Source organism: Amycolatopsis sp. NPDC051106 (assembly GCF_040682775.1).
Lineage (GTDB): Bacteria > Actinomycetota > Actinomycetes > Mycobacteriales > Pseudonocardiaceae > Amycolatopsis.
In genome coordinates, this window is the sequence record NZ_JBFBBQ010000070.1 from 26,251 (window position 1) to 46,217 (window position 19,967).

Consider the following 19,967-nt stretch of genomic DNA (forward strand, 5'->3'; position numbering starts at 1 on the left):
GTGCGGTTCACCCGGCGATGCGGTGTTTGGTCACGGTTGGCCGTAGGGTTGGGCCATGCGTGAGGCTTACCATGTCGAACTCGAACAGCTCGCCGTCAACCTGGCCGCCATGTCGGTCCAGGTCGCCGACGCCATGGAGCGCGCCACGCGGGCACTGCTGGAGGTCGACCTCAGTCTCGCCGAACAGGTGATCAGCGACGACGCCAAGGTCGACGACGCCCGCGCCAACTGCGAGGAGCAGGCGTACGCCCTGCTGGCCCTGCAGGCGCCCGTGGCCACCGATCTGCGCACGGTGCTGGCGGCGATCCACGCCGCCGAAAGCCTGGAGCGGATGGGAGATCTGGCGCTGCACGTGGCGAAGGCCGCCCGGCGCCGTCACCCCGACCCGGTGCTGCCCGAGGCGGTGAAGCCGTACTTCGCCGAGATGGGGGAGGTCGCGGTGAAGCTGGCCCGGTCGACCGAACTGGTCATTAAGACGAAGGACGTCGAAGCGGCGAAGAACGTCGAGTCCGACGACGACCAGGTGGACGACATCCACCGCCACCTCTTCACGGTCTTGATGGACCGCGAGTGGCCGCACGGCGTGGCCGCGGCGGTCGACGTGACGCTGCTGGGCCGCTTCTACGAGCGCTACGCCGACCACGCGGTGTCGGTCGCGAAGCGGATGATCTTCGTGGTGACCGGCAAGATGCCGGGCTACGGCTCCGACGAAGACATCTGAGCACCCACTCGAGAAAGCCCCCGGCCGCGGCCGGGGGCTTTTTCGTAAAGACCGCACGGTATCCGATGCTCCACAAAGGACAAACGAAAAGGCCCTCCTCGCCGGCCCCGAGCGCCGGCGAGAAAGGCCTTTTCCCTCAACGACGACTCAGCCGAAACGGCCGGAAATGTAATCCTCCGTGGCCTTTTCGTTCGGGTTGGAGAAGATCTTCTCCGTGTCGTTGAGCTCCACCAGCCGGCCCGGCTGCCCCACGCCCGCCAGGTTGAAGAACGCCGTCTGGTCGGAAACCCGCGCCGCCTGCTGCATGTTGTGCGTGACGATGACGATCGTGTAGTCCTTCTTCAGCTCCCCGATCAGGTCCTCGATCGCCAGCGTCGAAATCGGGTCGAGGGCCGAGCACGGCTCGTCCATCAGGAGGACGTCCGGCTGCACCGCGATCGCGCGGGCGATGCAGAGGCGCTGCTGCTGACCGCCGGACAGGCCGCCACCCGGCTTGTTGAGGCGGTCCTTGACCTCGTTCCACAGGTTCGCGCCGCGCAGGGCGCGCTCGGCGATGTCGTCGAGCGTCTTCTTCCCCTTGGTGCCACCCAGCTTCAGCCCCGCGACGACGTTGTCCTTGATGGACATCGTCGGGAACGGGTTGGGGCGCTGGAACACCATGCCGATCGTGCGGCGCACCTGCACCGGGTCGACCGACGACGCGTAGATGTTCTCGCCGTCCAGCAGGACGTCGCCCTCGACGCGGGCGCCGGGGATGACCTCGTGCATGCGGTTCAGCGTGCGCAGCACCGTCGACTTGCCGCAGCCCGACGGGCCGATGAACGCGGTGACGTTGCGCGGCGGCACGGAAAGGGTGACACCGTCGACGGCGTGGAACTTGCCGTAGTAGATGTCCACGTCCTTGACGTCGATTCGCTTTGCCATGGCTTACAGCTCACTTCTTCTTCGGGGCGACAAGGCGCGCGAACACGGTGGCGAGGAGGTTGATGACCGCGATGATGAGCACCAGGGTCAGTGCGGCGCCCCAGATCCGGTCGAAGCCGACCGAGCCGGGATCCATCGAGTTGGTGACGCGCTCGTTGTTCATCAGCAGCGGGAGCGCCGCCTGCTCGCCGCTGAAGATGTCCCAGTTCGTGTAGGCGGAGTAGCCGACCAGGACGAGCAGCGGCGCGGTTTCCCCCATCACGCGGGCCAGCGCCATCATGATGCCGCCGATGATGCCGGACAGGGCCGTCGGCAGCACGATCTTCACGATCGTCTTCCACTTCGGCACGCCCAGCGCGTACGACGCCTCGCGCAGGTCGTCCGGGACGATCCGCAGCATCTCCTCCGACGAGCGGACGACGACGGGGATCATCAGCAGCACCAGGGCCAGCGACACGGCGAAACCGCTGCGCGGCAGGCCGAACGTGGTGATCCACAGCGCGTAGATGAACAGCGCGGCGACGATCGAGGGGACACCGGAGAGGATGTCGACCATGAAGGTGGTGGCCTTCATGAGCTTGCCCCGGCCGTACTCGACGAGGTAGATCGCGACGAGCATGCCGATCGGCACCGCGATGACCGCGCACACGAGGCCCTGCAGCAGGCTGCCGATGATCGCGTGCAGCACGCCGCCGCCGACCTCGTCGGACAGGAAGTTGCCCAGGTCCTGCGACCACCAGTTGGTGTACGGGATGCGCTTGATGCCGTTCGCGACGACCGTGTACAGCACCCACACCAGCGGGACGACGGCGATCAGGAACGACAGCCAGACCAGCGTGGTCGCCAGCCCGTTCTTGAGCTTGCGGGCCAGGCTGACCTGCTGGAACGCCGGTGTGGTCGCGGGAGCGTCGAGCGTGGACATCGACATGCTCAGTCCCCCTTCTTGCCGATGACGGACCGCGCCGCGAAGTTGACGAGGAAGGTGAGCACGAACAGCACCAGCCCGGCCGCGATGTACGCGCCCGCCGAGATCTCGTTGTTGAACTCGCTGTAGTTGGCGGCGATCTTCGAGGCGAAGGTGGACCCGCCGTCGAAGAGGCTCCAGTCGAAGTTGCGGCCCTGCGGGATGAGCAGGATGACGGCCAGCGCGATCGTCTCGCCCAGCGCGCGGCCGAGGCCGAGCATGGACGCGCCGATGTAGCCGGCCTTGCCGAACGGGAGCACCGTGGTGCGGATGACTTCCCAGCGCGTGGCGCCGAGGGCCAGCGCGCCCTCGAGGTGCGGGACCGGCGTCCGCTCGAACACCTCGCGCGAGAGCGAGGTGATGATCGGCAGGATCATCACGGCCAGCACGATGCCGGCGGTGAAGATGGTGCCGCGCACGCTCGGCGCGACGTTGCCGGGCGCCAGCAGCGGGAACCACGAGAACGTTTCGTTGATCCACTGCGAGAACGGCTCGATCGCCGGGGCGAAGACCAGGATGCCCCAGAGGCCGAAGATGATCGACGGCACCGCGGCGAGCAGGTCGATGACGTACGCGAACGGCCGCGCGAGCCGCTTCGGCGCGTACTGGGTCAGGAACAGCGCGATGCCCAGCGACACCGGCATCGCGATGATCAGCGCCACCAGCGACGTCGCCACGGTCACCTCGAGCAGGTCGAGGATGCCGAACGACATGTTCGCCGGGTCGTTGGTCGACCAGCCGTGGTTGGTCAGGAAGTTGGCCTTGTCGGCCTGCAGCGCCGGGATCGCCTGGATGAGCAGGAAGAGCCCGATCAGGCCGATCAGGGCGACGACGAAGATCCCGGCCCCGGTGGTCAGGTTCTGGAAGATGCGGTCACCGGGCCGCTTCTTCGGTTTCTCGCTCGCGGGCGGCTCGGGCGCCGCCGGCGAGGCTGGTTGCTCCGAAATCGGGACCTCCGGGGGCGTCGTGGCGGACGACGAACGCCCACCGGGGTCGCCGGTGGGCGTTCGCGTCGAGGATGACTCGCTCATCAGGGCTTCTGACCAGCCTCTATCACTCGGTAATCAGTCGCAACGCCGGGTCAGGAAATCGCCTTGACGGCGGTCAGGACCTTGGTCTGCAGCGACTGCGGGATCGGCACGTAGCCCTTCGAGGACAGCGGCTGCTGACCGTCGGTGGCCGCCACCGTCAGGAACGCCTTGACGGCCTTCGCGACGTTCGGGTCCGCGTACTTCGAGCAGACGATCTCGTAGGTCGTCAGCAGCAGCGGGTAGGCACCCGGGGTGTTGCTGGCGTAGATGCCGTTGAGGTCGAGCGCGAGGTCGTTCGAGCCGTCCTTGAGGAACTTCGCCGCGTCCAGGGACTTGGCCACGTTCGCGGCGTTGAGCTCGACGCCGCCGGAGCCGCTGTCGATCAGGGCGGGGGTCAGGCCGTCCTTGGCGAACGCGCCCTCGACGTAGGTGATGCCGCCGTCGGAGGCCTTCACCGCGGTCGCGACGCCGTTGGAGCCCTGCGCACCGTTGCCGACGCCACCGTTGAACTTCTTGCCGGCGCCCTTGGTCCAGTCGGCCTTGGCGGCCGCGCCCAGGTACTTCTGGAAGTTGTCGGTGGTGCCCGACTCGTCGGCGCGGGACACGACCTGGATGGCCTTGTCCGGCAGGTTCAGGCTCTCGTTGCCCTTGACCGCCTTGATGGCCGGGTCGTTCCACTTGGTGACGGCACCGCTGAAGATCTTGGCGGTGACCGACGGGGTCAGCGTCAGCTTGTCCACGCCGGACAGCTTGTAGGCGACCGCGATCGGGCCGACGACGAGCGGGATGTTCCAGGCGTCGCTGGCGCAGCGGGCCTTGGCGGCGGCCGCGTCGGCGTCCTTGATCGGCGAGTCCGAGCCGCCGAAGTCGATCTGGTTGGCGTTGAACTGCTTGACGCCGGCGCCCGAACCGCTGGGGTTGTAGTTGACCTGCTGGCCCTGGCACTTCTTGCTGTACTGCTGCGTGAAGATGTCGATGGCGTTCTTCTGGGCCGACGAACCTTCGGCGGAGAGCGGGCTCTTGCCACCGCACTCCACGTCGGCGGTGCCGGTCGCAGCGGGTGCCGAAGCCGAGTTCGAGCTGCTGCTGTTGGTCGCCGCGGGGTCGGTACCACAGGCGGCGAGCACGAGGGCGGCGCTCGCGACGATGCCCACCGCGCTCAGGGGCCGCATGATCTTCACTGCTGTTTCCTCCATCAGGAGCTTGACCGGGTCGTCGCGGCGTACTACCGCGCCGGATCCGGACATTAGGCAGCCCTGGTGGACGGTCGGCCGTGAACAAATGAACGCGAAGTGAACAAGGCCCCGGATGTGAGCAGTGCTACTCGCCCGAGAGGGTGCCGTGTCCCGGCCGTGACCTGCGCGTTCGCACACCGTGACGGGTCGTTCGCGCGGTGTCCATGGTGGTCACCGGCCGTACTGGACGTCGGTTTCGTGACGCGTGAACCCGAGCTTGGTGTAGACCGCGAGCGCCGGGGCGTTGTCGCCCTCGACGTACAGGATGATCTGCCGCAGCCCGCGGCTGGCGAGGTACCGCAGCCCGGCGAGCGTCAGCGCCCGGCCGAGCCCGCCGCCCTGCGCCGCCGGGTCGACGCCCACGACGTAGACCTCGCCGACGCGCTCGCCGCCGAAGCGGCCCGGTGTCGGCTCGTGGACCTTCGTCCAGTGGAAGCCGATCACTTCGCCGTCGTGCTCGGCGAGGAAGAAGCCGTCGGGGTCGAACCACGGCCGGCCTTCGTCCGCGCGGAGTTCGTCGGCGGTGAGGGCGCCCTGCTCGGGGTGCCAGTCGAACGCCCGCGCGTTGACCCGGATGACCGCGTCCTCGTCCTGTCCCGGCACGAACGTCCGCAGCGAGACGCCGTCGCGCAGCACCGGCTCCGGCCAGTCCGCGCCGTCGACCACGGTGTGCAGGATCAGCAGCTCGCGCTTGCGCTCCAGGCCGGTCTTGACGGCCAGCTGCAGGGCCGCCGGGTGGTCGCCGTGCGCCCAGACGCGGAACCCGACCGCGGCGCGCTCGTCGAGCGCCTGAAGCAGCTTCGCGCCGTAGCCGCGGTTGCGGTGGGACGGGTGCACGAACAGCTCGGCGACCTGGTGGCCGAAGGAGTCACCCGTGGTGTCGAGGTGGGCGTAGCCGACGACGTCGCCCTCGACGCAGGCGACGAGGTGCTCACCGCCGTCGAACTCACCCGGCAGCGCGCCGTCGGGCTCGACCTCGGGCCGCCCGTCGGCCTCGCGCACGGCCAGCAACAGCCCGCGCACGTCCTCGAGCTGCTGCTCGTCCAGTTCCTGGCGCCACTCGCCGTCTCCGCTCACCCCGTGACCGTACCCGGGCAGGACGCAACGCGACGGCCGTCAGCGCGTCCTGGTGAACGTGGGGACGTCAGTGCGCGAGTTCGGGGGTCTCGGCCGGTGCCTCGGCCTGCGCGGGCACGGCCGCCCGTCCCGCGCCGCCCTTGGCGGGCCGCTCGAACTTGTAGCCGACGTTGCGCACGGTGCCGATCATCTGCTCGTGCTCCGGGCCGAGCTTGGCGCGCAGCCGCCGCACGTGGACGTCGACCGTGCGGGTGCCTCCGAAGAAGTCGTAGCCCCAGACCTCCTGCAGCAGCTGGGCGCGGGTGAACACCCGGCCGGCGTGCTGGGCGAGGTACTTGAGCAGCTCGAACTCCTTGTAGGTCAGTTCGAGGGTGCGCTTGCGCAGCCGGGCGGTGTAGGTCGCCTCGTCGATGACCAGCTCGCCGACCCGCAGCTCGGCGTCGACCTGCGCGGAACCGCCGTCGCGGGTCGTGACCAGCCGCAGCCGCGCGTCCACCTCGGCCGGCCCCGCGGTGGGCAGCAGGATGTCGTCGGTGCGCCACTCGGCGCTGACCGCCACCAGGCCGCCCTCGCCGACGACGGCGATGATCGGCGTCGCCGCCTCGTCCTCACCGGTGCCCTTGAGCAGCCGGCAGAGGCTCTTCGCCGAGGCCAGGTCGCTGCGCGCGTCCAGCAGGATCACGTCCCGGTGGCCCGCGTCGAGCAGGGCGGTCACCTCGGGAGGACGGACGCGTACGGTGTGCGGCAGCAGGTCCAGCGCGGGGAGCACCGAAGTGGCGTCGGCTTCCGCAGTCAGCACCAGAAGGTCCAGGCTCATGAGCCGCACCGCCTTCACAGATCGTCGCCTCACGGTGGCGTTGTTCGGTGCTAAGTGAGAATAGCGGCTCGACGGCCCGGTACCTAACCCTTGCTGGATCGATCACACCTGGAGAAACCCCGGTGGACCCGACGAACAGGAGTACGGACGCGATGGTGAGCAGGCCCGTGACCCGGGACGACCGACCCGCACCGAGGCCGGACGCGCGGCGCCGCGGACGGCGGGCACGCCGCTGGGTGATCGCTCTCGTCGTGCTGGTTCTGCTGCTGGTCGGCGCCGATTTCGGGGCCGCCGCGTACGCCGAGCACATGATCTCCCAGAAGGCCCGGACCCAGCTGCAGCTGACCGACGACCCCTCGGTGACGATCCACGGCTTCCCGTTCCTCACGCAGGCGCTGGGCGGTGACTACAGTCACATCAGCGTGTCCGCCGCCGGCGTTCCGGTCGCCGACAAGCTGCAGGACGTCGCGCTCAACGCCGAACTCGAGGACGTCACGGCGCCGCTGTCGGACCTCACGAACGGCAACACGAAGGCGATCACGATCGGCAAGCTGACCGGCTCGGTCACCATCAAGGCCGCCGACCTCGCCCGCGTCGCGCCGCTGGACAAGATCAAGGACCTGCGGATCGAGCCGTCGACCGCCGACTACGTCGAGAACGGCGACAGCGGGCAGAGCGAGCCGACGCCGACCACGACGACCACCGAGGGCCAGGCCACCCAGGACGAGTCGAGTACCGGTGTCCGCATTTCGGGACACCTTCAGTTCGCGGGCAAGGATCTGGAAATCTTCTGCTTCGCGATGATCGAGGCCGACGCGAAGGCCGGGGCGATCAACTTCGTCCCCAAGCGGCTGCAGTTCGGGAATGACCAGGAGACCACCGTTGTTCCGGCTGCGGTGCAGAAAGCGCTGATGCCGAACTTCAGCGCGTCGATCAACACGAAGGATCTGCCGCTGTCGGTCACCCCGACCGGCGTGCGGGTGCAGAGCGGATCGGTGACGATCAAGGGCGAGGCGGCGAACGTGTCGTTCGCGGAGCTGAGCAAGTAGGAGGCGACCGGTGACGGGACTGTGGGTGCTCGTGGCGGTACTGGTGGCCGGAGTGGCCGCCGGCCTGCTGCTGAAGGCGCGCAACGGCCGCGTGCGGGACGCCAAGCCCGCCCGTGAGCTGCCCGGTCCCGTCGCCGCCGCGCTCGACCCGGCGTCCGCCGTGACGCTGGTCCAGATCTCCACCACCTTCTGCGCGCCGTGCCGGCACGCGAAGGCCGTGCTCGAACCCCTGGCCGAGCGCACCGACGGCCTGCACCACGTCGAGCTCGACGTGACGAACCAGCCGGAGGTCGCGCAGTCGCTGTCCGTGCTGCGGACGCCGACCACGATCGCGCTGACCCCGGACGGCCGGGAGCTGCTGCGCGTCGGCGGCGTCCCCAAGGGCCCCGAGCTGCTGGACGCGCTCCGCCCGCATCTCACCGCACGCACCCCCTGACGCATTGACGTTCGCCTTCGCACATTCACTTTCTCCAGGAAAGATGCGTACGCGGGGTTGCGGCGTCTCAATTATCGGGAATCGTCCCAAGGTATGAACGTGGTTCCCACTCTGAGGGAGCTCTGGGTACCCTCGCACCCGTGACCGGGCTGACCACCTTCTTGACGCAGCGACGCGCAGTCGACCTCTGCCGCGTCCGCAGCAGCCTGTGTCGCGCCCGCACCGACCGGCGCTGAAGCACGTCCGGTCCCACCCCAGCCCTGATGCCGCTGCCGCGTGCCGTTCGCACGCACCCCCTGGAGCTCCAGCTGGAGGAACCATGTCCGCCGGACCGGCCGTCGACCCGCGGGGCCCGCGGTTCGCCGCCATCCTGACCACGGTCGTGCTCGCGGTCGTCCTGCTCACCCAGTGGTGGCCGTTGCTGGCGATCCAGACCGTCGTGTTCGCCATCGGCGCGTTCGTCGGGCTGAAGCCGGCGCCCTACTCGATCGTGTACCGCACGCTCGTGGCCCCGCGCCTCGGTCCCACCGACGAACGGGAGGACGCGGCCCCGCTGCGGTTCGCCCAGGCCGTCGGGTTCGCGTTCGCGCTCGTCGGCACGATCGGCTTCGCGCTCGACCTCGCCCCGCTCGGCGTCGCCGCGACGGCCTTCGCGCTCTTCGCGGCCTTCCTCAACGCGGCCTTCGACTTCTGCCTCGGCTGCGAAATGTTCTTGCTGATCAAACGCTTCACCCCCACCCGCGCGTCCTGATGTTCAACCCCAGAAAGAGAGTCCGTTTCCCATGAGCCGTGAAGACGTCCTGGTCACCACCCAGTGGGCCGAGGAGAACCTGGACACCCCCGGCGTCGTGTTCGCCGAGGTCGACGAGGACACCACCGCCTACGACGCCGGCCACATCCGGGGCGCGGTGAAGTTCGACTGGCGCAAGGACCTGCAGGACGGGGTGCGCCGCGACTTCGTCTCCAAGGAGGGCTTCGAGAAGCTCCTGTCGGAGAAGGGCATTTCGAACGACGACCGCGTGATCCTCTACGGCGGCAACAACAACTGGTTCGCCGCCTACGCGTACTGGTACTTCAAGCTGTACGGCCACGAGAACGTCCAGCTGCTCGACGGCGGCCGCAAGAAGTGGGAGCTCGACGGCCGTGAGCTGAGCTCCGACGAGGTCAAGCGCGACACCACCGACTACAAGGCCAAGGACCAGGACCTGTCCCTGCGCGCGTTCCGCGACGAGGTCGTCCAGTCCATCGGCTCGAAGAACTTCGTCGACGTCCGGTCGCCGGACGAGTTCTCCGGCAAGCTGCTCGCCCCGGCGCACCTGCCCCAGGAGCAGTCCCAGGTGCCCGGCCACATCCCGGGCGCGCTGAACGTGCCGTGGGCGAAGGTCGCCAACGAGGACGGCACCTTCAAGACCGAGAGCGAGATCGACGAGCTCTACAAGGAGCAGGGCATCGACCCCGGCAAGGGCACCATCGCCTACTGCCGGATCGGCGAGCGTTCGTCCATCGCGTGGTTCGCGCTGCACGAGCTGCTCGGCCACGAGGACGTGAAGAACTACGACGGTTCGTGGACGGAATACGGCTCGCTGGTCGGCGTGCCGGTCGAGTTGGGAGCCAAGTGATGGCGGTTGACGACAGCTGCGGCGCACCGGTCCAGGAGGCCACGCCGGCGGACTACGACACCAAGGGCCAGGTCGTCCTCGCGGGCAAGGTGACCGGCGCGGACGGGCCGGTCGGCGGCGCGTTCGTCCGGCTCCTCGACGGCGGCGGCGACTTCACCGGCGAGGTGGTGTCCTCGGCCGACGGCGACTTCCGCTTCTACGCGGCACCGGGCGACTGGACGGTGCGCGCACTGCACCGCACGGGCAACGGCGAAGCTTCGGTGACGGCGGAAGGGCCGGGCCTGCACCAGCTGGCCATCTCGGTCGCCTGAGTTTCACAGTCCGTGAAGGCCTCCTTACCGGCTTCTTGAGCCGGTAAGGAGGCCTTCACGGCATTCAGGGGCCGTGACCGTGCTCACCGCGGCGACCCTGCGCCGGGCCGGGTGCGCGGCGGCGGACTATCCTGCATGGCGTGGAAGCTCTGTTTACGACCTTGCTGGTGCTGGCGGGCGTCGCCATCACGTGGTTCGCCGTGTACGTCGTCTACCGGCTTTACGCGGACCAGCGCTGACCCATGACCGCCAGCGGCGACGACGCCATTGCAGCAGCGGAGATGCGCGCGGAGAGCACTCGCGAGCGCAACCTTCCGCTGTGGGACGACCTGCCCATCCCCAACGACACCGCGAACCTGCGCGAGGGGCCGAACCTCAACGACGCCTGCCTCGCGCTGCTGCCGCTCGTCGGTGTCTGGCGCGGTGAGGGCGAGGTCGACTACCCGACCATCGAAGGCCCGCGCAAGTTCGCGCAGCAGCTGACGATCTCGCACGACGGCCGGCCGTTCCTCGTCCACGAGTCGCGCGCGTGGCTGCTCGACGACGACGGCAACGTCATCCGCCCCGCCGCCCGCGAGTCCGGGTTCTGGCGGCCGCAGGAAGACGACACGCTCGAGCTGCTGCTCACGCACAACACCGGCATCGTCGAGCTGTACTACGGCAAGCCGCGCAACCAGACGTCCTGGGAGCTCGGCACCGACGCGGTGATCCGCACGGCCACGGCGAAGGACGTCACCGCGGCCCAGCGGCTGTACGGCCTGATCGAAGGCTCCCTCGGCTACGTCGAGGAACGCGCGATGATGGGCCAGGAAATGCAGCCGCACACCTCGGCCCTGCTGCACCGCGTCGCCGGCTGACACCGTGCGCTGGCGGCGGTGCGGTGAGGACGCCGCCCTGCTCGACTGCGACTCGCTCGAGCAGATGCGGGCGGCCCACGCGACCGTGTCCGCCGCCCGCCCCGAAGGCGTCGTCGACCTCGTCCCGGGCGCCCGGAGCCTGCTGGTGATCGGCGGGGTGGCCGCCACCAAGGCGCTGCTGGACGGCGCGGACCTGACCCACCCGCCGGCCGACGAGCCGCGCGAAGTCACGCTCGACGTCCACTACGACGGCGAAGACCTCGCCCTGGTCGCTTCGGACGCCGGGATCTCCGAGGACGCCGTCGTCTCGCTGCACACCGAGGCCGTCTACACGGTCGCGTTCACCGGGTTCGCGCCCGGATTCGGCTATCTCACGGGACTTCCTGCGGAGCTGCGGCAGCCGCGGCTGGAGTCCCCGCGCACCCGCGTCCCGGCCGGATCGGTGGGGCTGGCGGGCGAGTTCACCGGCGTCTACCCGCGGGAGTCGCCGGGTGGCTGGCGGCTGCTCGGGCACACGACGGCGACGCTGTTCGACCCGCACGCCGACCCGCCCGCCCTCTTCGCGCCGGGCGACCGCGTCCGCTTCCGGAGCGTCCGGTGAGGTCCCTGGAGGTCGTCGACCCGGGGCGGTACGCGCTGGTCGAGGACCTGGGCCGGCCCGGCTACGCCCACCTCGGCGTGGCGCCTTCGGGCGCGCTGGACGTCTCGTCGCTGCGGCTCGCGAACCGCCTGGTGGGCAACCCTTCGGCGGCCGCGGGCATCGAAGTGCTGCTCGGCGGGCTCTCGGCGCGGCTGACGGCGTCGGCGACGGTGGCGGTGACCGGCCCGGCGGTCGACGTCCGGGTCGACGGCCGCTCCTTCGGCTCCCACGCGCCGGTGCCGGTCCGGGCCGGGCAGACGGTGTCGGTCGGCACGCCTTCGACCGGCTTGCGCTGCTACCTGGCGGTGTCCGGCGGGATCGTCGTCGAACCGGTGCTGGGCAGCCGCTCGCGCGACGTCCTCTCCGGCATCGGGCCCGCACCGCTGAAGAGCGGCGACGTGCTCCTGCTCGGCGAGCCCGGGATCCCGGCGGGCGCGGACGTCGTCGTCCCCGTCGCGGCCCCGGGCGAGCTCGTGGTGCCGGTGACGCCCGGCCCCCGCGACGACTGGTTCGACGACCCGGCCGGCGGGCTGTCGGCGTGGTGGACGGTCACCGCCGAGTCGAACCGCGTCGGCCTGCGCCTCGACGGGACGCCGTTGCGCCGGGCCGCCGAGGGCGAGCTGCCCAGCGAAGGCGTGGTGACGGGGGCGATCCAGGTGCCGCCGAGCGGGCTGCCGGTGGTGTTCCTCGCCGACCACCCGACGACCGGCGGCTACCCCGTCGCCGCCGTGGTGCGAGCACGTGCGCTGGGTGCGCTCGCGCAGGCCCGGCCGGGCACCCGGGTGCGCTTCCGGATGTCCTGAAAGTCCTGTACCGCCACGCGAGTGAGACCCGGGTCACGCCGTGCACCCGTCCGCGTGAGGTCCGGAACCTTCTCGCGCCGCCGCCCGTCCTCATAGGCGTGGAGAAGGTGACGATCAGCGGTGGCACGGGTTTCCTGGACGTGAACACGCGGGAGCGGGCGGAGCTGCCCCAGTCGCTGCGGATCGCGCTGGCCACCGGTCAGCTGCGCCGCCCGCTCGCCACCACGCTCGGCCCGGTCCTCGACCTGCTCGTCGACGGCGACTACCGCGTGAGCGGCCCGGAACGGCTGCCCGACGACCAGCTGCTGACCCCCACCGACGTCTGGCCGCCGTCCGACGAAGCCCGCGTCGGCTACTACCGGACCGCCATCCGCACCGGCCACCGCCCGGTCGCCGTCCTGCTGGCCGACGGCGACCGCGAGCTGATCATCGACGGGCACCACAAGATCGCGGCCTACCGCGCCGAAGAGGTCGCCCCGGCCGTCGTCCGGATCAGCCTGGGTCAGGCGTACTCGGCCTCGTAGGCGGCCACGAGCTCGGCGTAGACGGCCGCGGAGTCAGGCAGCCGCTCGCCGTCGAGCGTGTGGACCCGGGTCAGCTTGCGCACGCTCGAAGCCATGAAAACGCCGTCGCCCTCGATGAGGTCGCGGACGGTCAGCGGCTCCACCTTGACCGACCAGCCCGCCTTTTCGGCGCCGCGGAACAGCGCGGCCTGCGTCGTGCCCGGCAGGATGCCGATGCTCGACGGCGGCGTGTACAGCGTCCGGCCCTTCGCCAGCACCACGCTCGACGTCGGCCCTTCGAACACCGAACCGTCGACGGCGGTGAAAATCACATCTTCGGCGCCGCGGCGGCCGGCTTCGCGCACCGCGGCCATGTTCATCGCGTAGGACAACGGCTTCGCGCCGAGCAGCAGCCAGGGCGCGCGCGTGGCGAGGTCCGGCGGGAAACCGCGTTCGAGAGTGATTGCGGAGACGCCTTCGGCGCGGGCTTTGAGCGTGGCCGGCGGCACCTCCGAAGCCAGCGCGAAGCCGGTCGGGTGCGCGGCCCGATCGCCGTCGGAACCCCTGGTGTACACCAGTTTCAGCACCATTTCGGCGTTGCCGGACCACCTTTCGAGCACCAGCGAAACGACGCGTTCCCACGCGCCGAGGTCGGGCTCGGGCAGGTCGAGCATGGCGGCCGAACGGGCCAGCCGCTCGAGGTGCGGACGCAGTTCGCGGGGCTTGCCGTCGACGACCAGGATCGTCTCGAAGACGCCGTCGCCGCGCAGCAGACCGAGGTCGTCGACCTTGATCTGGGCGACGTCCGGGTCGGCCGGGGTTCCATCGAGGAAGACGAGCACGCGCATGCCGCCACGGTACTCACCTAGGCTGGTGGGTATGCCGTACCGCTCGCCGCTGCTGGACGTGCCCGGATCGATTCCGCCGCCGGAGTCGGACACCGCTCACCCCGAGCCGGGGGTGCCCTGGCACTGGGGAGACCCGTTCGCGGAGCAGCGCACGGCGTCGCGCGGCGTGGTCGTGATCGACCGGTCGCACCGCGAGTTCATCGCCGTCACCGGCGAAGAGCGGCTTTCCTGGCTGCACCTGGTGATCTCGCAGCACGTGACCGAGCTGGCCGAGGGGACCGGCACCGAGGCGCTGGTGCTCGACAGCCAGGGCCGCGTCGAGGCGCACATGGTGGTCGCGCACCTCGACGGCACCGTCTACCTCGACACCGACCCGGGCCCGAGCGTCACCAGCGCGCTGCCCAAGGGCGGCCCCCAGACGCTGCGCGAGTACCTCGAGGCCATGAAGTTCTGGTCCAAGGTGGACATCCGCGACGCGACCGGCGAGCTCGCGCTGCTCACCGTGCTCGGCCCGGACGCCGAGCGCGTGCTGAGCGCGGCCGGCGCCGAGGTCGGCCCCGAGCCGTACGCCGTGGCGGCGTTGCCGGGTGGCGGTTTCGCGCGGCGGATGCCGTGGCCCGGCCGGTCGAGCGTCGACCTGGCGGTGCCGCGCGACGCGCTCCTCGACTGGTGGAAGCGGCTCACCGACGCGGGCGCGCGGGCGGCCGGCAGCTGGGTGTTCGACGCGCTGCGCGTCGAGTCGCTGCGGCCGCGGCTGGGGGTGGACACCGACGAGCGCACGATCCCGCACGAGGTGAACTGGGTCGGCTCGGCCGCGCACGTCGCGAAGGGCTGCTACCGCGGCCAGGAAACGGTGTCGAAGGTCCACAATGTGGGCCGTCCGCCGCGGAACCTGCTCCTGCTGCACCTGGACGGCTCCCCCGAAATCCGGCCCGAGCCCGGCGACCCGGTGCTGCTCGACGGCCGGACGGTCGGCCGCGTCGGCACCGTGATCCAGCACCACGAGCTCGGCCCGATCGCGTTGGCGCTGGTCAAGCGCTCGACGCCAGTGGACGCGGAGCTGTTGACCGGGTCGGAGGACAACCTCGTCCAGGCCGCGATCGACCCCGACTCCGTCCCTTCGGAGCAGCCCGCGCCGGGCCGCGCCGCGGCGGCGCAACTTCGTGGCTGAACAAAAGCCCCTGACAGCGAGATCACGCTCAACCGGGATAAACTGCGCTGTGATCGAAGTGCGGCCCGGCGGCAGGCGGCGGATCGACCGCGTGCTCGGCCCGGGGTACCTCAGCGGCCTGGGTGAACTGCCGCTGAAGGTGCTGCGCGAGCGGCGCGACGAAGCCGCGCAGGAAGAGACGGATCTGTCCTACCTGCGCCGTCTCCTGCACGCCCGCATCGACATCGTGCGCGCGGAGCAGGCGCGGCGCAGCTCAGGCGGCGAAGCGAGCATCGTCGACCAGCTGGCCACGATCCTGGCGGACAACGCGCTGGGCCCGGCCGCGGGCTCCGGGCGTCACCAGCAGCTGGAGCCGTCACGGGCCGGCGAGCACCGCCGCCACGCCGAGGCCCTGATCGGCGACACGGTTCTCACCGACGTCGAGTCCCTGACGGACGAGAAGCTCGCCTCCGCTTTGGACACCTACGCCAGCGAAGAGCTGTCGGTGTCGTCCTTCCGGCGTGAGGTCCAGGGCGTGATGGACGCGCTCAACGCGGAGATCGCGAAGCGCTACCAGCAGGGTTCGGCCACTGTGGACGAGCTGCTGGAGAGCGAAGGCGGGCACGGCGAGTGACGAACCCCGTCCTCGCCGAAGTCGTCCGGTCCGGTTTCGTCGAAAGCGTCCACCGCGGCGCGCTCGTGATCACCGGCCCCGAAGGCGACGCGCGCCTGGCCCTCGGCGACGTGGTGTCGCCGGTCTTCCCGCGCTCGTCGAACAAGCCGCTGCAGGCCGTCGGGATGCTGCGGTCCGGCCTGGACTTCACCGGCGAAGACCTCGCGCTGGCGTGCGCGTCGCACTCCGGCGAGCCGGGGCACGTCAAGCGGGTCCTCGAGCTCCTCGACGCGGCCGGGCTGCACGAAGACGACCTCGCGTGCCCGCCGGACTTCCCGCTGCACGTGCCGAGCATGCGCGACGCCGCCGAGCCGCGGCGCGTGATGATGAACTGCTCGGGCAAGCACACGGCGATGCTGACGACGTGCGTCCGCGCCGGCTGGCCGACGTCCGGCTACGAGAACCCGGGCCACCCGCTGCAGCAGGCGCTCGCTTCCGCTGTTTCGGACCTGACGGGCGAGCCGATCGCCCACACGGGTGTCGACGGCTGCGGCGCGCCACTGTTCGCGTTTTCGCTGACCGGGCTGGCGCGCGCGTTCGGCCGGGTGGCACTCGCCGCGTCCGGGCCGGCGGAGGCTGTTTCGTCGGCGATGCGGGCGCATCCGTGGCTGGTGGCGGGAACGGGCCGAGAGGACACGGAGCTGATGTCCGCCGTGGACGGTCTGCTGTCGAAGGGCGGCGCGGAGGGCGTCCAGGCGTTCGCCCTCCCGGACGGGTTCGCGGTGGCGATGAAGATCGACGACGGCAACAAGCGGGCGTGTGCCCCGCTGGCGGTCGAGGCGTTGCGCTACCTGGGTGCGGACGTTTCGGGACTCGAGGGTCTGGCCCGCGGTTCGGTGCTGGGTGGCGGACGCTCGGTGGGCGAGATCCGGGTCCCGGAGCTGCGCGGCTGAGCACCAAGCCCGGCCGGCGCGACTGCCCGGCTCGGCCTGGCCTGGCCTGGCCTGGCCTGGCTAGCTGACTCAAACCCGGCCCGGCTAGTTCGAGCGTTCGCGTCCCCGGCTCGGCCTGGCCTGGCCAGCTGACTCAAACCCGGCCCGGCTAGTTCGAGCGTTCGCGTGCCCAGCTCGGCCTGCCCAGTGCTGGCTCAAACCCGGCCCGGCCACTCGCGCGCCGGGCGGCGCAGCCGTCGGCGCGGCTAGTTCGAGCGCTCGCGAGACGCCAGGTCGCCCCAGAACTCGCGCAGGTCGGAGAACAGCTCCGCCAGCTCCTCGACGTTGCCCGAGCGCAGCGCGTCCAGGATGTCGTGCACCTCGTCCGCGGTGTTGTCGGCCTCGAGGACCGGGTCCGCGAACAGCTGCACCAGCCCGCCGTAGTCGAGTTCGACCACCGAGTCCGTGTGGAAGTTGTCGAGCCACCGCCGCGTCTCGTACAGCACGCGCCCCGGCCCGGAGTCGCCGAACGTCTGCTCCAGCAGCTCACCCGCCTCGCGCGCCCGGTGCTGCGCGTCGGCGAGGGTGGCGCGCCAGGAGACCTCGCGCTTCGGGTCGTCGCGGCCGCTGCCGAGCACGAGCCGCCGCTCGTCCGGGTCGATCAGCACGAACCACGGCAGCGGGACGGTCCAGGTCGTCGACAGCGTGTGCGGCGCCGGCGTGCTCAAATCCGCCATCGCCGACTTCGTCCGCGCGCGGATCGTCTCCTGGGTGAAGCCGCCCTCGTCGACGACGACGTTCTTCAGCGACGGGTGCGCGTCACCGAGGAAGGTGACCAGCGCGGCGGCCGAGCGGGCCCGCAGTTCCAGCGGGCTCACGAACGGCGCGTGCTCGGCCTTGCCCTCCGGCACGTCCTCGGGCGCGAGCACCAGGACATCGGTCAGCAGGCTCGGGGCGGGACGCCCGTCGGCGAGCTCGGCGGGCAGCAGCCGTCGCGGCGCCGCGACCTGTGACTTGAGCCACATGGCCTGCTCGCGCACCCCCGCGTCCGTGCGCCGCAGCTTGGCCGCCGCGACGGCCGCACGCAGCCGTTCGTCGGGCGGGTCGCCCAAGGCGAGCAAGGGTTCGTACACCCGCAAGTAGGCCACGAAGGGACGGAGCACGAGTAGATCGTGGCACGTTTACCTGCGCCGATCGTCACCGACCGGCCGGTAACCGGCGTCCGCCGGACACTGTCACCACCGGCACACCGTGCCACGTCGCATCGAACCCCCCGGACACGGTACGGTGTGAGCAGGAAAGAATTGTCGAGACGATGCGGGGCCGCCGATTCCCCCGGCCGCCCCGCCCCTGTGCGAGGGGGTCGAGCCATGGGGCGCGGCCGGGCTAAGGCCAAGCAGACGAAGGTGGCGCGCGAGCTCAAGTACAGCTCGCACGAGACCGACTTCGATGCTTTGCAGCGCGAGCTGTCGAGTGGTTCCTCTAGTAGTCACTACGAGGAGTCCGATAGCGATGATCAAGACCCGTACGACGACGGGTACGACGAGTACCGTCGTTGAGCACGCGTAACCGCGCGAGGGCATAGCCGGGCACCACCCGGCGACCGCCCTCGCGCGCTGTGTGCTGCCCAAGTGTCGTCCGAGGGCGCGGGGCTGCGAAGCCGATGAAGGAGTGAGCCGGTGGTAAGTCGGGTTGGAGTCGTCGGGGCGGGCCTCATGGGGTCCGGCATCGCCGAGGTGCACGCCCGGTCCGGAGTGGACGTCGTGGTCACCGAGGTGAACCAGCCGGCGCTCGACGCCGGCAAGGCCCGGATCGAGAAGTCGCTGCAACGCGGCGTCAAGAACGGCAAGCTCTCACCCGAAGACGCCGAGGCGGCGCTGAGCCGCCTCCGCTTCACGACGGACATCGCCGAGTTCGCCGACCGCGACCTGGTCATCGAGGCGATCCTCGAGCAGGAGCAGGCGAAGGTCGACGTCTTCCGCCAGCTCGACAAGATCGTCGAGGCCGAGGACGCGCTGTTCGCGTCCAACACGTCGTCGATCCCGATCATGAAGCTGGGCATGGCGACGAGCCGGCCGCAGCAGGTGGTCGGAATCCACTTCTTCAACCCGGTGCCGGTGCTGCCGCTGGTCGAGCTGGTGCCCTCGCTGCTGACGAGCGAGGAGACGGCTCGCCGCGCCGAGGAGCACGCGACGACGGCGCTGGGCAAGACCGTCATCCGTTCGCAGGACCGCGCCGGGTTCATCGTGAACTCGCTGCTGGTGCCGTACCTGCTCTCGGCGATCCGCATGATCGAGTCGGGCTTCGCGTCCGCCGAGGACATCGACCGCGGCATGGAGCTGGGCACCGCCCACCCGATGGGCCCGCTGCGCCTGTCCGACCTGATCGGGCTGGACACGATCAAGGCCATCGCGGACTCGATGTACGCGGAGTTCAAGGAGCCGCTGTACTCGTCGCCGCCGCTGCTGCTGCGCATGGTGGACGCGGGCCTGCTGGGCAAGAAGACCGGCCGGGGCTTCTACTCCTACGGCTGACCGAAGCTGACGGGCGCGTCGAAGGCCGCCCGCCTCGCGGCGCGCCGCAGCACGGCCAGGACGGCCGGCCCCAGCAGGACGATCGCGACCGCGTTGGTGACGGCGCGGCCGGTGTCCCAGCCGAGTGTCGACGTCAGGACGGTGAACACCGCGAACCGGTGGAGGTTGTCCGCCAGCGGCGCACCGGGGACGAACCCGAGCCCCGCGGTGGCGCCGACGCTGGTGCCGGCGAGGAACGGCCACGACCACAGGCTCATGAGGAGCCCGAAGAAGTAGGCCGCGAAGACGCCGTACGCCACGAGCAGGGCGATTTCTGGTTTTCCGCGCGGCTTCCGCGGCAGCAGCCCGGCACCGAGCCCGATGAGCGAAGACGCGAGCATCTGGAACGGCAGCCAAGGCCCGACGCCGGCGGTGAGCAACGCGCTGGTGAACAGCGAGGTCGAGCCGAGCACGAACCCGAAGCCGGGCCCGAACACCCGCCCGGCGAGCACGAGCAGGAAGAACACGAGCTCGATGCCCCCGGTCCCGGCCCCGAGCGGCCGCAGGCCGGCATTGACCGCCGAGAGCACGCCGAGGAGCGCGAGCGCTTTGGCATCGATGCCCCCACGCGAGAGCTCGGCGAGGACGACGAGGATCAGCACCGGCAGGGTCGCCATGAACACGAACGGGGCATCGGCGATGTGCGCGGCTTCGCTCGGCGCGGGGTGCGCGAAGAGCGGCCAGCAGAACATGGCGAGCCCGAGGACGGTCGCGGTCCCGAGGACCAGCGCGGGCCGGAGGGTGACACGGACGGCGCGGGCCTGCGGGCCGAGGAAGTCACTCATGACGGCGATCCCGGCGGCGATGCCCGCAGCGGCCGCGGCGTGAGGCCGCGCGGCAGCCGCGCGCGGCTGCCGCGTGCGA

At 70.5% G+C, this 19,967-nt stretch carries 25 protein-coding genes; 16 read left to right on the forward strand and 9 right to left on the reverse strand.

Going from position 1 to position 19,967, the window contains the following annotated elements:
* Positions 1–55: 55 nt before the first annotated feature.
* Entirely contained in the window at positions 56–721 is a 666-nt protein-coding gene (phoU, locus tag AB0M83_RS36250) for a phosphate signaling complex protein PhoU (RefSeq protein ID WP_364524191.1), read from the forward strand.
* A gap of 147 nt (positions 722–868) precedes the next feature.
* On the opposite strand, the gene pstB is transcribed toward phoU, so the two are convergent.
* The 6 genes from pstB to AB0M83_RS36280 form a co-directional block, all read right to left on the reverse strand.
* On the reverse strand, positions 869–1,645 hold the full coding sequence (pstB, locus tag AB0M83_RS36255; RefSeq protein WP_364524193.1) for a phosphate ABC transporter ATP-binding protein PstB: 777 nt from the start codon (positions 1,643–1,645) through the stop codon (positions 869–871).
* A 10-nt stretch (positions 1,646–1,655) separates the two neighbouring features.
* A complete protein-coding gene (gene pstA / locus AB0M83_RS36260) occupies positions 1,656–2,573 on the reverse strand; it encodes a phosphate ABC transporter permease PstA (protein WP_364524195.1) in 918 nt (305 codons plus the stop codon).
* A gap of 2 nt (positions 2,574–2,575) precedes the next feature.
* Positions 2,576–3,640, reverse strand: a complete 1,065-nt coding sequence (pstC, locus tag AB0M83_RS36265; protein WP_364524197.1) for a phosphate ABC transporter permease subunit PstC — start codon at positions 3,638–3,640, stop codon at positions 2,576–2,578.
* Between the two features lie 50 nt (positions 3,641–3,690).
* Positions 3,691–4,821, reverse strand: a complete 1,131-nt coding sequence (gene pstS / locus AB0M83_RS36270; protein ID WP_364524199.1) for a phosphate ABC transporter substrate-binding protein PstS — start codon at positions 4,819–4,821, stop codon at positions 3,691–3,693.
* Positions 4,822–5,046: 225 nt separating this feature from the next.
* Positions 5,047–5,952 carry a mycothiol synthase gene (gene mshD / locus AB0M83_RS36275; RefSeq protein ID WP_364524202.1) on the reverse strand — a complete coding sequence of 302 codons (906 nt, stop codon included), beginning with the start codon at positions 5,950–5,952 and terminating at the stop codon, positions 5,047–5,049.
* A 67-nt stretch (positions 5,953–6,019) separates the two neighbouring features.
* Positions 6,020–6,769, reverse strand: coding sequence for a response regulator transcription factor (locus AB0M83_RS36280; RefSeq protein ID WP_364524204.1), 750 nt, complete (start codon positions 6,767–6,769; stop codon positions 6,020–6,022).
* A gap of 152 nt (positions 6,770–6,921) precedes the next feature.
* Between AB0M83_RS36280 and AB0M83_RS36285 the strand changes: the two genes are divergently transcribed.
* The 10 genes from AB0M83_RS36285 to AB0M83_RS36330 all read left to right on the forward strand — a co-directional run bounded on the left by AB0M83_RS36285 (position 6,922) and on the right by AB0M83_RS36330 (position 13,008).
* Positions 6,922–7,818 (forward strand): DUF2993 domain-containing protein, encoded by an 897-nt coding sequence (locus AB0M83_RS36285; protein ID WP_364524206.1) that lies wholly within the window; start codon positions 6,922–6,924, stop codon positions 7,816–7,818.
* A 10-nt stretch (positions 7,819–7,828) separates the two neighbouring features.
* Positions 7,829–8,254 carry a thioredoxin family protein gene (locus tag AB0M83_RS36290; protein ID WP_364524208.1) on the forward strand — a complete coding sequence of 142 codons (426 nt, stop codon included), beginning with the start codon at positions 7,829–7,831 and terminating at the stop codon, positions 8,252–8,254.
* A 140-nt stretch (positions 8,255–8,394) separates the two neighbouring features.
* Entirely contained in the window at positions 8,395–8,490 is a 96-nt protein-coding gene (locus AB0M83_RS36295; protein ID WP_364524210.1) for a putative leader peptide, read from the forward strand.
* 83 nt (positions 8,491–8,573) lie between these two features.
* Positions 8,574–9,005, forward strand: a complete 432-nt coding sequence (locus AB0M83_RS36300) for a DUF4395 domain-containing protein (RefSeq protein WP_364524212.1) — start codon at positions 8,574–8,576, stop codon at positions 9,003–9,005.
* Positions 9,006–9,036: 31 nt separating this feature from the next.
* Positions 9,037–9,873 carry a sulfurtransferase gene (locus AB0M83_RS36305; protein ID WP_364524214.1) on the forward strand — a complete coding sequence of 279 codons (837 nt, stop codon included), beginning with the start codon at positions 9,037–9,039 and terminating at the stop codon, positions 9,871–9,873.
* The gene (locus AB0M83_RS36310; protein ID WP_284747314.1) at positions 9,873–10,184 is read left to right on the forward strand and encodes a DUF1416 domain-containing protein; all 312 of its coding nucleotides are present in this window, start codon (positions 9,873–9,875) and stop codon (positions 10,182–10,184) included. The genes AB0M83_RS36305 and AB0M83_RS36310 overlap by 1 nt, the downstream gene beginning before the upstream one ends.
* 242 nt (positions 10,185–10,426) lie before the next feature.
* Positions 10,427–11,041, forward strand: a complete 615-nt coding sequence (locus AB0M83_RS36315) for an FABP family protein (RefSeq protein WP_364524216.1) — start codon at positions 10,427–10,429, stop codon at positions 11,039–11,041.
* A gap of 4 nt (positions 11,042–11,045) precedes the next feature.
* On the forward strand, positions 11,046–11,642 hold the full coding sequence (locus tag AB0M83_RS36320; protein ID WP_364524218.1) for an allophanate hydrolase subunit 1: 597 nt from the start codon (positions 11,046–11,048) through the stop codon (positions 11,640–11,642).
* Complete coding sequence (locus AB0M83_RS36325) at positions 11,639–12,484, forward strand: biotin-dependent carboxyltransferase family protein (protein ID WP_364524220.1); 846 nt, start codon at positions 11,639–11,641, stop codon at positions 12,482–12,484. The genes AB0M83_RS36320 and AB0M83_RS36325 overlap by 4 nt, the downstream gene beginning before the upstream one ends.
* Positions 12,485–12,582: 98 nt before the next feature.
* Positions 12,583–13,008: a hypothetical protein gene (locus AB0M83_RS36330; RefSeq protein WP_364524222.1), complete on the forward strand. Its 426-nt coding sequence runs from the start codon at positions 12,583–12,585 to the stop codon at positions 13,006–13,008.
* Here AB0M83_RS36330 and AB0M83_RS36335 read toward each other — a convergent pair.
* Positions 12,987–13,835, reverse strand: coding sequence for an aminodeoxychorismate lyase (locus AB0M83_RS36335; RefSeq protein WP_364524224.1), 849 nt, complete (start codon positions 13,833–13,835; stop codon positions 12,987–12,989). The two genes, AB0M83_RS36330 and AB0M83_RS36335, sit on opposite strands and share 22 nt — an antisense overlap.
* A gap of 31 nt (positions 13,836–13,866) precedes the next feature.
* Between AB0M83_RS36335 and AB0M83_RS36340 the strand changes: the two genes are divergently transcribed.
* Genes AB0M83_RS36340 through AB0M83_RS36350 form a run of 3 tightly spaced genes read left to right on the forward strand, consistent with a single transcriptional unit; the run spans position 13,867 to position 16,551 of the window.
* Positions 13,867–15,006, forward strand: coding sequence for a folate-binding protein (locus tag AB0M83_RS36340; RefSeq protein WP_364524226.1), 1,140 nt, complete (start codon positions 13,867–13,869; stop codon positions 15,004–15,006).
* 49 nt (positions 15,007–15,055) lie between these two features.
* Complete coding sequence (locus AB0M83_RS36345; protein ID WP_364524228.1) at positions 15,056–15,619, forward strand: aerial mycelium formation protein; 564 nt, start codon at positions 15,056–15,058, stop codon at positions 15,617–15,619.
* Complete coding sequence (locus tag AB0M83_RS36350) at positions 15,616–16,551, forward strand: asparaginase (protein ID WP_364524230.1); 936 nt, start codon at positions 15,616–15,618, stop codon at positions 16,549–16,551. Before AB0M83_RS36345 ends, AB0M83_RS36350 begins: the two co-directional genes overlap by 4 nt.
* A gap of 245 nt (positions 16,552–16,796) precedes the next feature.
* Here the strand turns inward: AB0M83_RS36350 and AB0M83_RS36355 are convergent, their stop codons facing one another.
* Positions 16,797–17,693 (reverse strand): hypothetical protein, encoded by an 897-nt coding sequence (locus tag AB0M83_RS36355; RefSeq protein WP_364524232.1) that lies wholly within the window; start codon positions 17,691–17,693, stop codon positions 16,797–16,799.
* A 207-nt stretch (positions 17,694–17,900) separates the two neighbouring features.
* On the opposite strand from AB0M83_RS36355, the gene AB0M83_RS36360 reads away from it, so the two are divergent.
* Together AB0M83_RS36360 and AB0M83_RS36365 are read left to right on the forward strand one after the other, a co-directional pair.
* Complete coding sequence (locus AB0M83_RS36360; protein ID WP_364524234.1) at positions 17,901–18,089, forward strand: DUF3073 domain-containing protein; 189 nt, start codon at positions 17,901–17,903, stop codon at positions 18,087–18,089.
* A 120-nt stretch (positions 18,090–18,209) separates the two neighbouring features.
* Positions 18,210–19,064, forward strand: a complete 855-nt coding sequence (locus AB0M83_RS36365) for a 3-hydroxybutyryl-CoA dehydrogenase (RefSeq protein WP_364524236.1) — start codon at positions 18,210–18,212, stop codon at positions 19,062–19,064.
* Here the strand turns inward: AB0M83_RS36365 and AB0M83_RS36370 are convergent.
* On the reverse strand, positions 19,055–19,888 hold the full coding sequence (locus tag AB0M83_RS36370; RefSeq protein WP_364524240.1) for an ECF transporter S component: 834 nt from the start codon (positions 19,886–19,888) through the stop codon (positions 19,055–19,057). The two genes, AB0M83_RS36365 and AB0M83_RS36370, sit on opposite strands and share 10 nt — an antisense overlap.
* Between the last annotated feature and the right edge of the window lie 79 nt (positions 19,889–19,967).

What these genes read in the sequence shown, in the direction of transcription:
- phoU (WP_364524191.1), top strand. Translation starts at nt 56, where the DNA reads ATGCGTGAGGCTTACCATGTCGAACTCGAACAGCTCGCCGTCAACCTG.
- pstB (WP_364524193.1), bottom strand. Translation starts at nt 1,645, where the DNA reads ATGGCAAAGCGAATCGACGTCAAGGACGTGGACATCTACTACGGCAAG.
- pstA (WP_364524195.1), bottom strand. Translation starts at nt 2,573, where the DNA reads ATGTCGATGTCCACGCTCGACGCTCCCGCGACCACACCGGCGTTCCAG.
- pstC (WP_364524197.1), bottom strand. Translation starts at nt 3,640, where the DNA reads ATGAGCGAGTCATCCTCGACGCGAACGCCCACCGGCGACCCCGGTGGG.
- AB0M83_RS36280 (WP_364524204.1), bottom strand. Translation starts at nt 6,769, where the DNA reads ATGAGCCTGGACCTTCTGGTGCTGACTGCGGAAGCCGACGCCACTTCG.
- AB0M83_RS36285 (WP_364524206.1), top strand. Translation starts at nt 6,922, where the DNA reads ATGGTGAGCAGGCCCGTGACCCGGGACGACCGACCCGCACCGAGGCCG.
- AB0M83_RS36300 (WP_364524212.1), top strand. Translation starts at nt 8,574, where the DNA reads ATGTCCGCCGGACCGGCCGTCGACCCGCGGGGCCCGCGGTTCGCCGCC.
- AB0M83_RS36305 (WP_364524214.1), top strand. Translation starts at nt 9,037, where the DNA reads ATGAGCCGTGAAGACGTCCTGGTCACCACCCAGTGGGCCGAGGAGAAC.
- AB0M83_RS36310 (WP_284747314.1), top strand. Translation starts at nt 9,873, where the DNA reads ATGGCGGTTGACGACAGCTGCGGCGCACCGGTCCAGGAGGCCACGCCG.
- AB0M83_RS36315 (WP_364524216.1), top strand. Translation starts at nt 10,427, where the DNA reads ATGACCGCCAGCGGCGACGACGCCATTGCAGCAGCGGAGATGCGCGCG.
- AB0M83_RS36335 (WP_364524224.1), bottom strand. Translation starts at nt 13,835, where the DNA reads ATGCGCGTGCTCGTCTTCCTCGATGGAACCCCGGCCGACCCGGACGTC.
- AB0M83_RS36340 (WP_364524226.1), top strand. Translation starts at nt 13,867, where the DNA reads ATGCCGTACCGCTCGCCGCTGCTGGACGTGCCCGGATCGATTCCGCCG.
- AB0M83_RS36360 (WP_364524234.1), top strand. Translation starts at nt 17,901, where the DNA reads ATGGGGCGCGGCCGGGCTAAGGCCAAGCAGACGAAGGTGGCGCGCGAG.
- AB0M83_RS36370 (WP_364524240.1), bottom strand. Translation starts at nt 19,888, where the DNA reads ATGAGTGACTTCCTCGGCCCGCAGGCCCGCGCCGTCCGTGTCACCCTC.